Annotated in this window: 11 protein-coding genes; 4 read left to right on the top strand and 7 right to left on the bottom strand. The window is 67.3% G+C overall.

The genetic code is table 11. The annotated features are described in order from the left end of the window. The first annotated feature begins 1 nt into the window (after position 1). Positions 2–433, top strand: coding sequence for an SRPBCC family protein (locus tag DFO47_RS07360; RefSeq protein ID WP_018763717.1), 432 nt, complete (start codon positions 2–4; stop codon positions 431–433). Positions 434–607: 174 nt separating this feature from the next. Here the strand turns inward: DFO47_RS07360 and DFO47_RS07355 are convergent, their stop codons facing one another. From DFO47_RS07355 to DFO47_RS07335, 5 genes are all read right to left on the bottom strand, one after another. Further along, positions 608–886 carry an HPr family phosphocarrier protein gene (locus DFO47_RS07355; RefSeq protein WP_018763716.1) on the bottom strand — a complete coding sequence of 93 codons (279 nt, stop codon included), beginning with the start codon at positions 884–886 and terminating at the stop codon, positions 608–610. Positions 887–953: 67 nt separating this feature from the next. Beyond that, positions 954–3,065, bottom strand: a complete 2,112-nt coding sequence (locus tag DFO47_RS07350) for a fructose-specific PTS transporter subunit EIIC (RefSeq protein WP_133831194.1) — start codon at positions 3,063–3,065, stop codon at positions 954–956. A gap of 2 nt (positions 3,066–3,067) precedes the next feature. Next, positions 3,068–4,090: a 1-phosphofructokinase family hexose kinase gene (locus tag DFO47_RS07345; protein ID WP_109863628.1), complete on the bottom strand. Its 1,023-nt coding sequence runs from the start codon at positions 4,088–4,090 to the stop codon at positions 3,068–3,070. Beyond that, positions 4,087–4,893: a DeoR/GlpR family DNA-binding transcription regulator gene (locus DFO47_RS07340; protein WP_133831193.1), complete on the bottom strand. Its 807-nt coding sequence runs from the start codon at positions 4,891–4,893 to the stop codon at positions 4,087–4,089. Before DFO47_RS07340 ends, DFO47_RS07345 begins: the two co-directional genes overlap by 4 nt. A gap of 227 nt (positions 4,894–5,120) precedes the next feature. Next, the gene (locus DFO47_RS07335) at positions 5,121–5,378 is read right to left on the bottom strand and encodes a DUF6458 family protein (RefSeq protein ID WP_018763712.1); all 258 of its coding nucleotides are present in this window, start codon (positions 5,376–5,378) and stop codon (positions 5,121–5,123) included. Positions 5,379–5,551: 173 nt separating this feature from the next. Between DFO47_RS07335 and DFO47_RS07330 the strand changes: the two genes are divergently transcribed. The 3 genes from DFO47_RS07330 (at position 5,552) to DFO47_RS07320 (ending at position 9,583) form a co-directional block, all read left to right on the top strand. Next, entirely contained in the window at positions 5,552–6,169 is a 618-nt protein-coding gene (locus tag DFO47_RS07330; protein WP_133831192.1) for a phospholipase, read from the top strand. Between the two features lie 195 nt (positions 6,170–6,364). Next, a complete protein-coding gene (locus DFO47_RS07325) occupies positions 6,365–7,102 on the top strand; it encodes an HAD-IA family hydrolase (protein WP_133831191.1) in 738 nt (245 codons plus the stop codon). Between the two features lie 135 nt (positions 7,103–7,237). Then, on the top strand, positions 7,238–9,583 hold the full coding sequence (locus tag DFO47_RS07320; RefSeq protein WP_018763709.1) for a glycosyl hydrolase family 65 protein: 2,346 nt from the start codon (positions 7,238–7,240) through the stop codon (positions 9,581–9,583). A gap of 61 nt (positions 9,584–9,644) precedes the next feature. Here DFO47_RS07320 and DFO47_RS07315 read toward each other — a convergent pair whose 3' ends face one another. Together DFO47_RS07315 and lipA are read right to left on the bottom strand one after the other, a co-directional pair. Continuing rightward, positions 9,645–10,955: an MFS transporter gene (locus DFO47_RS07315; protein WP_133831190.1), complete on the bottom strand. Its 1,311-nt coding sequence runs from the start codon at positions 10,953–10,955 to the stop codon at positions 9,645–9,647. 70 nt (positions 10,956–11,025) lie between these two features. Further along, positions 11,026–12,039 (bottom strand): lipoyl synthase, encoded by a 1,014-nt coding sequence (gene lipA, locus DFO47_RS07310; RefSeq protein WP_133831189.1) that lies wholly within the window; start codon positions 12,037–12,039, stop codon positions 11,026–11,028. Positions 12,040–12,097 lie beyond the last annotated feature (58 nt).

Genomic DNA, 12,097 nt, shown 5'->3' with positions numbered 1-12,097 from the left:
CATGACCGGAAACCACGTGGCAACGTCAGTCACCACCATCGATGCCCCGCCGGACCGTGTGTGGGAGGTGATCACCGACCCCGCGGCGGTGAAGGAGTTCATGTTCGGAGCCACCCTGCAGACGGACTGGAAGGTTGGCAGCCCCATCATCTGGCTGGGCGAATGGGAAGGGAAACCGTACCAGGACAAGGGCGAGATCCTGGCCGTGGAACCTGGACGAAAATTGGTCCACACCCACTTCAGTCCGCTCTCCGGCCAGCCTGACGAGCCCGGAAACTACCACACGCTCGAATGGACCCTGGAGGACCAGGACGGCACCACCCGGCTGTCCCTGGCCCAGGACAACAACCCCAGCGAGGAAGCCGCCGCCCACTCCCAGGCGATGTGGGACAAGCTGGTGGCGGACGTAAAGGCCATCGCCGAACGCGGCTGATCCCCGCCTCCCAACTGGGTCGCACATGTTGTCGTTTTGGGCGTTCAAAACGACAACAACTGCGAGTTGCTTGGGTGGCGTGGCGCTTAAAGCCAAGCGGCCGCCGTCGGGCACCCCTCCTTGAGGGAAGCCCGACGGCGGCCGCCGGCTGTGTGCTGCCAGGCAGCGTGGCTGCTACTCGGCGTCGTGATCCGTTTCCAGGATCTGCACCAGGCGTTCCAAGGCGTCGTCCGCACCCGCGCCCTCGGCGCGGAGGACCACCACGTCGCCGTGCGAGGCGCCCAGGCTCATGAGGGACAGGATGCTGGCGGCATCCATTGCCTCGTCTGCCGGCTCCCCTTCGCGGGCGATGGTGATCTCCAGGTCGAACTCGCCTGCCGCCTCAGCGAAGATGGCGGCGGGGCGTGCGTGCAGGCCCACTCGGCTGGCGACGGTTGCGGTGCGTTCTGGCATTGTTGCTCCTTAGTCGTTCGGCGTGCTGATGGTTCAGCGCCGGGAGGATAGGTGGGTCGGGGCCGGCTTAGACGGTTACGGGAACCGGTTCAACCGTATCAACGGTCTTCTTGACTGCCCAGCGTTTGAGGGCGATCACGGACAGGGCCGTAACTACCGTACCGACCACGATCGAGACGACGAACATCAGGAAGTTGTCGATGGCGAAGAAGACGAAGATGCCGCCGTGCGGTGCCTTGGATCCGACGCCCGCCGCCATCGAGATGGCGCCGGTCACCGCGCCGCCGAGCATGCTGGCGGGGATGACGCGCAGGGGGTCTGCAGCGGCGAACGGGATGGCGCCTTCGGAGATGAAGGACGCCCCCAGCAGCCAGGCGGCCTTGCCGTTTTCCTGCTCTGCGAGGCTGAACAGCTTCTTGTTCAGGACGGTGGAGGCCAACGCCATGGCCAGCGGGGGAACCATGCCGGAGGCCATGACCGCGGCCATGATCTGCCAGGGTGCCTGGTTGTCGATGGTTGCTGCCCCCAGGCCGGCGACGGCGAAGGAGTAGGCAACCTTGTTGACGGGACCGCCGAGGTCGAAGCACATCATCAGGCCCAGGATCACGCCGAGCGCGATGGCGCCGGCACCGGTCAGGCCGGACAGCCAGGCATTCAGGCCCTTGGTGATGGCCACGATCGGGCCGCCCAGGATCAGGAACATCAGGCCGGACGCCACCAGCGATGCAAGCAGCGGGATGATCACCACGGGCATCAGGCCACGCAGCCAGCGGGCTACCTGCAGGCGGCCCACCACGTGGGCGATGTAACCGGCGAGCAGGCCGCCGACGATGCCGCCGAGGAAGCCGGCTCCCATGAATCCGGCCACGGCACCGGCGACGAAGCCGGGGGCGATGCCCGGACGGTCGGCGATCGCGTAGGCGATGTAGCCGGCCAGCGCCGGGACCAGGAAGCCCAGCGAGAGCGCGCCGATCTTGAAGAGCACCGCACCCAGGTAGGCGCCCAGCGGACCCCACGCGTTGTCAGGGAACTCGGTGGGCAGGTTGAACAGGCTGTTCTGGACAACGATGTTGTCCGCGTACTTGGTGATCAGGTAGCCGCCCATGAGGAAGCCGAGGGCGATCAGGAGGCCGCCACCTGCCACGAACGGAATCATGTAGCTGACACCGGTGAGCAGGGCCTTCTTCAGCTTCTGCCCGATGTGTTCGCCCTTCTCCTCAGCCTCGTGCTCGGCCTGCTCCTCGGCACCGAAGTGCGGGACGCGGCGGGCGTGGGGGTTGTCGGCTGCGGCGAGTGCTTCCTGGACCATCTTGTCCGGCTCGTCGATGCCGCGCTTCACGGGGGCGTTGATCACGGGCTTGCCGGCAAAGCGCTCCTTGCCGCGCACATCCACGTCCACCGCGAAGATGACGGCGTCCGCGGCGGCGATGACGGCGGGGTCCAGTGCCTTGGCACCGGACGAGCCTTGGGTTTCCACCTGGAGGTCCACGCCCATTTCCCGGGCGGCTGCCACGAGGGAATCGGCCGCCATGTAGGTGTGCGCGATCCCGGTGGGGCAGGCCGTGACGGCTACCAGGCGCTTGGGGCCGCGCCCGCCGGACCCGGCCGCGCCGGCGGCGGGGGCACCGGCGGCGGGGGCACCGGCGGCGGAGCCGGCGGCACCTGCGCCAACGCTGGCACCAACCGGTACCGCGTCCGCGGGGGCGGTGGCAGCGTGCGCGGCGGGCTTGTCCGCCAGGGCCCCTTCAACGAGTTCCACGATCTCGGCCTCGGAGGAGGCGTTGCGCAGCGCTGCGGTGAAGTCCTTCTTGATCAGGGAGCGGGCCAGTTTGGAGAGCAGCTTCAGGTGTTCCTGGTCCGCGCCGTCCGGGGCGGCGATGAAGAAGACCAGGTCCGCCGGGCCGTCCTTGGCGCCGAAGTCCACCTTGGGGTTCAGGCGGGCCATGGCCAGGGTGGGTACCGTGACGGCGGCCGAGCGGCAGTGCGGGATGGCGATGCCGCCGGGGATGCCGGTGGCGGTCTTCTGCTCGCGGGCAAAGGCGTCGGCGAAGAGGCCCTCGACTTCTGAGGCACGTCCGGTGGCAGCTACCTTGCTTGCCAGATGCCGGATCACCGCTTCGGGCGCGTTACCCAGGTTCTGGTCGAGCTCGACCAGTTCCGTGGTGATGAGCTGAGTCACTGTCAATCCTTTCGAAGGGCCGTGATGGTTACGGCATCCGGGGTTGTTTGGTGTACTGCCGGAACAGTGGAACCCGGCAGGGAGGCGGCGGCGGCACCGTGGGCCACCGCCTGACGAAGGCAGTCGGCCGGGGCGGATCCCCGGCCGTGGGCGAGCAGGTAGCCGGCCAGCGCGGAGTCGCCCGCACCCACCGTGCTCACTGCGGCGACCGGCGGGTGCGTGGCCAGCCACGCGCCGTCGGCCGTTACAAGGACAGCTCCCTTGGAACCGAGAGTTGCCAGCACAGCACCCACACCGGAACGAACGACGGCGGCCGCGGCGGCTGCGGCTGCAGCCGGGTCCGCTTCCAGCTCGTCTCCGGTGGCCGGGGCAAAACCGGCGGCTGCGGCCAGCTCAGCCAGTTCTTCGGCGTTGGGTTTGAGGAGGTCCGGTTTCCCGGAACCTGGGGTTGTTGCGCCGCTGCCCGTACCGTCGTCGGAGCTTCCGGCGTCGGTCAGGGAAGCGGCCAGGGGCGCCCCGGAGGAGTCGACGGCGATCAGCGGCGCTGTGCCATTGCCCGCCTCCCGGATCCGCCGGGCCACCATGGCGTAAAAGTTGTCCGGGAACCCGGGTGGCAGCGAGCCGGCCAGGACCACCCAGTTGGCGCCGCGTGAGCTTTCCAGCAGCAACTTGATGAGCGCTTCCTGCTGGTCTGCGGCCAGGACCGGCCCGGGTTCGTTGATCTTCGTGGTGACGCCGCCGGGTTCGGTGAGCGCCACATTGGTCCGCAGCGGCTCGTCGATGGGCAGGGAGACGAAAGGCACCCCCTGCTCGCGCAGTCCGGCCAGGACGGGATCGCCGTCCGCTCCGGGCAGGACCGCCAGGGAATCGAGGCCGGACGCCACCAGGGCGCGGGAGACGTTGACTCCCTTGCCGCCGGACTCCTGGCGGACGGAGACGGCACGCTGCACCTCACCGCGGGCCAGCGGGCCGGGCAGGGCAACGGTCCGGTCAAGGCTGGGGTTGGCCGTGAAGGTGACGATCATGCGATCACCACGTCGACGCCGGCGTCTTCCAGGGCGGCCGCGAGTTCGGGCCCGGGTTCACTGTCTGTGATCAAGGTGTCCAGGTCTTTCAGGGAGGCGAACTGGACCAGGGTTTCCGTGTCCAGCTTGGAGGAGTCGGCCAACACCACAATGCGGCGTGCCGACTGGACGAAGGCTGCCTTGACGGCCGCTTCTTCAGGATCGGGAGTGCTGACGCCGAAGGTGGCGTGGATGCCGTTGGTGCCGATGAACGCTATGTCCGGGCGGATGCGGGCGGCGGCGTCCACCGTCGCCTGCCCCACGGCCACCTGGGTAATGCCGCGGACGCGCCCGCCCAGGATCTGCAGGGCTACGCCGGGAACGTTGGAGAGCTTGCTGGCGATAGGGACGGCGTGGGTAATGACCACCAGTTCGTGGTGCGGCCCGGTTCCGTCGGTCGGTTCGATGGCGGTACGGCGCGCCAGCAGGTCCGCCAGGACCTCGGTGGTGGTGCCGCCGTCCATGAGGACGCTGGCCGGCGAGTTCCGTGGAATGAGCGCGAGTGCGGCCTCCGCGATGCGGATCTTCTGGTCCGGCCGCTGGATGGCACGCTCGGTGACGCTTTCTTCGGTGGTGCTGAAGCGGTCGGGAGCCACGGCGCCGCCGTGGACCCGGCGGACGGTACCCGCGTTCTCCAGGGCGGCAAGGTCCCTGCGCACGGTTTCGGTGGTGATGCGGAAGCGCTCTGCCAGCAGGGTCACGCTGACCCGGCCGTTGCCGGCGACAAGCTCGGCAATCTTTTGCTGGCGCTCTTCGGCGAACACGTACCCTCCGTTGCGTAGGTTCCTGCGTGACTGGCATCACATTGATGTTGAGTTACTTGACTTTATCTTTGCTTATGTTGGTTTGTCAATGGAAACCCACACGAAACAAAATCGGTTGGGGAGGGGCCCTTGTTGACGCAGGAAAGCCGGGCCGGACCTGGGATGGTCCAGCCCGGCTCTCCGGGTTCATGGCTTACTCCGGACTCTCGTTCCGGGATTCGCTGTGGCTAGATGCCGCCGTCGCGGGTTTCGTGCCGGGTGATGCGCTCGCCCGTGTTGGGATCGATGACCGAACGGGACTCGCTGACGCGGCGGCTCCGGCCGGGGGAGGCCAGGATCAGCGAGGCGATCAACCCAATCACGCCCACGGCGATCAGGATGTAGCCCACCAGCTGCTGGTCCACGAACGGGATCAGCCCTGGAGCCACGGCCCAGGCAAGGATGGCGCCGAGGGCGATGAGGAAGATAGACGAGCCAATTCTCATGACGTGCTCCTTATAGCCGCGTCCTGCGCGGCGCTGGTAGGGCATTGCGGTGATGGTGGTGCGTATGGTGCCACTGCTAAGCATGCTGTCTGTCAGGCGACACGCTACCTCCCGGCGATTCCGGATTCAATCACCGCGCCGGGGCGGCGTGCACGCCTCGCTAGGCTGGTCCGGTGGAAACAGTTGTGTGGTCCAAGCCGGAAGAGTTGCGCGCCGGCACCCCCTTGCTGGTGATGATGCACGGCTACGGCACGGACGAGTCCCGGATGGTGCGCCTCTTCGAGTACCTGCCCCAGGAGTTCACGTTCGCCGCGCTGCGTGCTCCCATGCCCGTCGGGGACCACTGGGGATGGTTCCTGCTGGACTACTTCCTGGCCAACGACTTTGCGGACGTTATCTCCGCGGCCACCTCCGTGCGGGCCTGGATCGGATCGGTCAAGGACCAGCACAGCAGCGTCACCCTGATGGGGTACTCCCAGGGGATGGCGATGGCAAGCACCCTCATGCGGCTGCACCCCGATGACTACAAGGCCGTGGTGGGACTGTCCGGCTTCGTGCTCAACAACGAACTCCTGTCCACGATGGACTCCTTCGACACCAAACCGCCGTTCTTCTGGGGGCGGGACAAGGCGGACCTGGTGATCAATGAGGACGCCACTGCCTACACCGCCGAGTGGCTGGCTGCCAACACGTTGCTGACGGCCCGGACCTACCCGGGCATGGGGCACGCCATGTCCAAAGCCGAGATGGTGGACATCAGCGCATTCCTGCGCCACTACGTGCTGCGCTGAACTCCGCCCGGTGCTGCCGGGCCGGGAAAAAACAGTTGCCAGTCAAATTTGCAAGCGCTTACACTCGTCTGTGGCCATGATCGGTCCTGCAGTGGGCGGACACGGAGATGCTGCTGTGCGCGTGCGCACGGGAGCCTCCTGTGGCCGCACCGGCGGGGCCGGCTGTCCGCAGACTGAAAGGACACCGCACCGCTGATGACACACCTCACGTCACCCGGGACTACCGACTGGACCGGCGCCGCCGCAATCCTGTTCGACCTCGACGGAGTACTGACGCCCACAGCCACAGTGCATGAGCGCGCGTGGCAGGAACTCTTCGACGGCTACCTGGCCTCGCATCCGGACGTTCCCGGGTACCGCGAAAGCGACTACTTCGACCATATTGACGGCAAACCCCGCTTCGACGGGGTGCGGGACTTCCTTTCGTCCCGCGGTATCACCCTGCCCGAAGGCCCGCTCGACGACGACCCCGCCCACGAAACGGTCCAGGGCCTGGGCAACCGGAAGAACGGGATCTTCAACGACATCGTCAGCGCCGGCGTCGAACCTTTCGACGGCTCGGTGCGGTTCCTCGAAGCGGTGCTGGCGCAGGGACTCAAAGTCGCCGTCGTCTCGTCCTCCCGGAACGCGCCCGCCGTCCTGCAGGCGGCCGGGCTCAGCCACCACTTCCCGGTCGTGGTGGACGGGGTGGTTGCCGCGGAACAGGGCCTGCCCGGCAAGCCGAGCCCTGCCACCTACGAATACGCCGCGAAACTGCTGGACCTCTCCAGCGCCGAGTGCGTGGTGGTTGAAGACGCCGTGTCCGGGGTGCAGGCCGGACGGGCCGGGTCGTTCCACTCCGTCATTGGGGTGGACCGGGGCGCCGGCCGGCAGACGCTCCTGGACGCCGGTGCCACCTTGGTGGTCAATGACCTTCAGGAACTCATCCCCTAAGCCGGTGATGCCCGTTCCCCCCGGGCTACCGGTGCCGCTACCCCCCAAGTGGCACCCATCCGAGCAGCGCATTCTCCCCGAATACCTCGTGCCCGCCCCCCGGCGGCACCCAGCAAGGCCAAAAGGATCCCCACCATGGCAGTCATTACCGCGGACCGCGAACGGTTCCCCGACACCCCCTGGCAACTCGTCGAAACCCGCCACGAGGCTGGTGGCGCAGGCACCCTCGAAACACTCTTTGCCCTGGGAAACGGGCACCTGGGTATCCGCGGCGCCCACTGGGCGGCGGCGGATGGCGGCCTGCCCGGCAGCTTCATCAACGGGCTGCATGAAATTTGGGACATCAAGCACGCGGAAAACGCCTTTGGCTTTGCCCGGACCGGGCAACGCATCATCTACGTTCCGGATGCCAACAACTTCGCGGTGGTGGTGGACGGCGAAAGCCTCAGCCTCGCCGAGTCCGAGGTCCTGGAATACCGGCGCGCCGTGGACTTTTCCACCGGAATCTACGAATGCCGCATCACCTGGCAGTGCCGGTCCGGGGCCGCCGTGACCACCACTGAACGGCGCGCCGTCGGCTTCGAGTCCCGCGGCTGCCTCGGCATCTCGCTGGAAGTGGCCACGGACCGGCTGGTTTCGCTGGACGTCACCTCCCAGGTGATCAACCGCCAGGACCAGCCGGTGGAGGACCACTCCGTGCACGATCCGCGCCGGTCCGGCCGCCACGCCGGACGGGTACTGCTGCCCGTAAACCTTGACGGCGGCGACGGTTCGCTGCGCCTCTCGTGGGAGGCCGCAGAATCAAAGCAACGGGTGGGCCTGGCCGTGGACCACTGGACCTCTGCGGGGCACCAGCCTTTCGAAACCCTGGTGGACCAGGATGACAGCAGCGTCCGGTATGTCCTGGCAGTGGAGCCGGACGAACCCTTCCGGCTGGAAAAGAGCGTCAGCTACGCCGCCGGCCGCCGCGTCCAGGACCCGAACGTCGATGCAGCCGCGGTGGCCGAGGAAGCCCTTCGCCCGGTGAACGAAATCTTCGCCGAGAGCATGGCCCACTACCGCGGCTACTGGGCCACGTCCGACATTGTGGTGGGCGGCGGCAGCCCGGGGCTTCAGCAGGCCATCCGGTGGAACCTCTTCCAGCTGGCCCAGGCGACGGCCCGCGCCGATGTTGCCGGCATTCCCGCCAAGGGAGTAACCGGCTCCGGCTACGAGGGGCACTACTTCTGGGACCAGGAGGTATACCTGCTGCCCTACCTCACCTACACCAACCCCGACGGCGCGCGGCAGGTCCTGGAGTTCCGCCACGGCATGCTGCCAGAGGCCAAGATCCGCGCCAAGGAACTGAGCGTTGACGGTGCACTCTTCCCGTGGCGCACCATCAACGGACTCGAAGCAAGTGCCTATTACGCTGCCGGAACGGCCCAGTTCCACATCGCGGCCGCGATCGCCTTCGCCACCAACAGGTACCTCTGGGCCACCGGCGATGCCGCCTTCCGGGACGGAATGGGTGCCCAACTGCTCATCGAGACGGCCCGGATGTGGATCTCCCTGGGCTTCTTCGGCAAGGACGGCCTTTTCCACATCCATGGCGTCACCGGGCCCGACGAATACACGGCCGTGGTGAACGACAACCTCTATACGAACGTGATGGCCCGTTTCAACCTGCGGGTCGCCGCGGCGCTGGACCACCCCGGGATCGACGACGCCGAGCGGGAGCTCTGGGAGCAGGCCGCCAACCGGATGCAGCTGCCCTTCGATGAGGACCTGCAGGTGCACTCCCAGGACAACGACTTCATGACCCTGGAAGCCTGGGACTGGACCACCCCGCGGTCCAAGTACCCCCTGCTGCTGCACTTCCACCCGCTGGTGATCTACCGCCACCAGGTCCTCAAGCAGGCGGACACGGTCCTGGCCATGTTCCTCCAGTGGCAGGACTTCACGGCACGGGAGAAGCAGCGGGCCTTCGACTTCTACGATCCCATCACCACCGGCGACTCCACCCTGTCCGCCTGCGTGCAGGGGATCATGGCGGCCGAGGTGGGGTATTCAAAGGAAGCCCTGGACCACTTCACCAGTGCCGCGTTCATCGACCTGGACGACACCCACGGCAATACGATCGACGGCGTCCACATCGCCTCCACGGGCGGCGTGTGGTCCTCCCTGGTGTGCGGCTTCGCAGGCTTGCGGGACCAAGGGCCGGTCCCGTTCTTCGATCCGCGCCTGCCCGCGGAGTGGGATTCGCTGGCCTTCCACCTGAAGGTCAGAGGCCGGCTGTTGCTGGTCCAGCTCGCGTCCGGTTCCATCACTCTCACCGTGCAGGAAGGTGAACCCCTGGAAATTGACGTCCGGGGCCAGCGGGTCCTCGCAGCGGCGCAGGGCGTGCAGGTCCCGCTGGAGCCGGTGGCCATTCCTGAACCGACGGTCTTCCCCAGCGGCCTTCCGACGGCGAGCATCCCGGTGGTCCGCGGCCACAGCTAGGCCCCTGCCGGGCACCCGGGTGGGTCCGACGGCGGGAGGAGACGGTGGTGCGCCCGCCGCCCTAGTCTCCTGCCGTCGTCGCCCCTTCCACCTGGAGTGCCGCGTCCAGCGGGTGCGCGCGTTCATCGCGGGACATGTCGGCGGCTGCCATGGCCACCACCGCCACGACGGGGCACACGCCGCCGGCCACGAGGAAGATCAGCCAGATGGGCAGTACCTCCGCCGCCGGTCCTGCCAGCGCCATGGAGACCGGCATCAGGGCCAGCGACACAAAAAAGTCCAGGCTGGAAATCCTTCCCAGCAGGTGCGGCGGCACGCGTCTCTGGAGCAGGGTGCCCCAGATGACCATGCCGACGCTGCCGGTGGCACCGAACACGAAGAGGGCCGCGCCGACCGCCCAGAAGTTGTCCATCACGCCGATCGCGGCCAGGGGAAGGCTGCCGGCACCCCAGGACACCATCATGACCGTGAGGTACCGCCGCGGCAGCCGGAAGGACGCGGTGAGCAGCGAGCCCAAGGCAGCGCCGACGCCCATGATGGCGAGCAGGAACCCGAACGCGCTTGAATCCCCGCCGAGCTGGTCGCGGACCACAAACGGGAGCAGCACCTCGATGGGGCCGATCAGGAACAGCACCGAGATGCAGGCCCACAGGAGTGTCCACAGGAGCCAAGGGGTGCGCACGGTGTAGCTGACGCCCTCACGCAAGTCCCGGATGAAGGATTGCCGACGGCGTTCCGCGCCTTCCGCCGCTTCCCCGCCTTCGCCGCGGGTGTCCGGGCGTTCCTGGGGGCGCAGGAAGTTCAGGATGACGAAAGCCGCGAAGTGGCAACCGGCAACCGCGGTTACTGCGTGCGACGGCGAGAGCGCTGCCACCAGGACGCCGGCCGCCGCGGGCCCGGCCGCCTGTTGCAAAACCGGCCGCATGGACCCTTCCATGCCGTTGGCCGCCAGCAGGTCCTCCGGTGGCAGGATGCGCGGCAGGATGGCTGAGTACGCCGGGAAGAAGAACGCCGCACCCACCCCCAGCACGAACGCGCCCACCGCCACGTGCCACAATTCCAGCCAACCGGCGATCGCCAGCCCGCTGATGGCGGCGATCACTGCAAGGTTGGCGCCTTCCACGGCGATGATGAGGCGGCGCTGGGGGACCCGGTCGGCCGCGATCCCGCCGGCCAGGACGAAGGCCACCAGGCCAACGCTGCCCGCCGCTGCCACCAGGGAGAGGTCCAATGGGCCGCCACCCAGGTGGATCACCTGGTAGACCATGGCCACGGCCCACATCCCGGACCCGAAAATCGAGATGGCCAGGGCCGCAATCAGCACACGGTACTCGCGATGGGCAAACGGCCGCAAAGCTTTGGGCGTGGGCATAGGCCAAGTCTAGGGGCGTTCCGGCCGGGACAACCACCCTGGGCAGGGCCGGCCGGAACCCCGTCCTGGATTACCCGGCCAGGAGGGTGCTGGCTTCCTGGCGGGTGGTGCCGGAGTCTTGGATGCCGTCGGCGATGTGGGCGAGTTCGGCGGGGATGTCGCGGCCTTTTTTGCGCATGGCGGTGGCCCAGAGGCGGCCGGCGCGGTAGGAGGAGCGGACCAGGGGGCCGGACATGACGCCGAGGAAGCCGATGTCCTGGGCTTCGTGCTGGAGGTCCACGAATTCCTGGGGTTTGACCCAGCGGTCCACGGGGAGGTGGCGTTCGGAGGGGCGGAGGTATTGGGTGATGGTGATCAGGTCGCAGCCGGCTTCGTGGAGGTCGCGGAGGGCTTCGGAGATTTCCTCGCGGGTTTCGCCCATGCCCAGGATGAGGTTGGATTTGGTGACCATGCCCATGTTGCGGCCTTGGGTGATGACGTCCAGGGAGCGGTCGTAGCGGAACGCGGGGCGGATGCGTTTGAAGATCCGGGGCACGGTTTCGACGTTGTGGGCGAAGACTTCGGGGGCGGAGTCGCAGATCGCTTTGATGTGGTCGGGGTTGCCGGAGAAGTCGGGGATGAGCAGTTCCACGCCGGTGCCGGGGTTCAGTTCGTGGATCTTGCGGACGGTTTCGGCGTAGAGCCAGACGCCTTCGTCTTCGAGGTCGTCGCGGGCCACACCGGTGACGGTGGCGTAGCGCAGTTGCATGGACTGGACGGAGCGGGCCACCTTGGTGGGTTCGAACATGTCCACGGGGGAGGGTTTGCCGGTGTCGATCTGGCAGAAGTCGCAGCGGCGGGTGCATTCGGACCCGCCGATCAGGAAGGTCGCTTCCTTGTCTTCCCAGCATTCGAAGATGTTCGGGCAGCCGGCCTCTTCACAGACGGTGTGCAGGCCTTCCTTTTTGACCAGGTTCTTCAGCCCGACGAACTCCGGGCCCATCTGGACCTTGGCTTTGATCCATTCCGGCTTCCGCTCCACCGGAACGGCAGCATTGCGCTGCTCGATCCGCAGCATCTTCCGGCCTTCAGGTGCCAATGTCATGGTAGTTTCCTTTGTTTGCTCGAAAGGCGCTCCGACAGGCTCAACGACTGTACGTTGA

This window comes from Arthrobacter sp. AG258 (assembly GCF_004364695.1).
Classification (GTDB): domain Bacteria; phylum Actinomycetota; class Actinomycetes; order Actinomycetales; family Micrococcaceae; genus Arthrobacter.
Note: the sequence above shows the minus strand (reverse complement) of the source record. Positions and strands in the feature narration are given on the sequence as shown.

Excerpts from the sequence above, each read along its gene's own strand:
- DFO47_RS07345 (WP_109863628.1), bottom strand. The coding sequence starts at position 4,090 with ATGATCGTCACCTTCACGGCCAACCCCAGCCTTGACCGGACCGTTGCC.
- DFO47_RS07315 (WP_133831190.1), bottom strand. The coding sequence starts at position 10,955 with ATGCCCACGCCCAAAGCTTTGCGGCCGTTTGCCCATCGCGAGTACCGT.
- DFO47_RS07325 (WP_133831191.1), top strand. The coding sequence starts at position 6,365 with ATGACACACCTCACGTCACCCGGGACTACCGACTGGACCGGCGCCGCC.
- DFO47_RS07360 (WP_018763717.1), top strand. The coding sequence starts at position 2 with ATGACCGGAAACCACGTGGCAACGTCAGTCACCACCATCGATGCCCCG.
- DFO47_RS07355 (WP_018763716.1), bottom strand. The coding sequence starts at position 886 with ATGCCAGAACGCACCGCAACCGTCGCCAGCCGAGTGGGCCTGCACGCA.
- DFO47_RS07335 (WP_018763712.1), bottom strand. The coding sequence starts at position 5,378 with ATGAGAATTGGCTCGTCTATCTTCCTCATCGCCCTCGGCGCCATCCTT.
- lipA (WP_133831189.1), bottom strand. The coding sequence starts at position 12,039 with ATGACATTGGCACCTGAAGGCCGGAAGATGCTGCGGATCGAGCAGCGC.
- DFO47_RS07320 (WP_018763709.1), top strand. The coding sequence starts at position 7,238 with ATGGCAGTCATTACCGCGGACCGCGAACGGTTCCCCGACACCCCCTGG.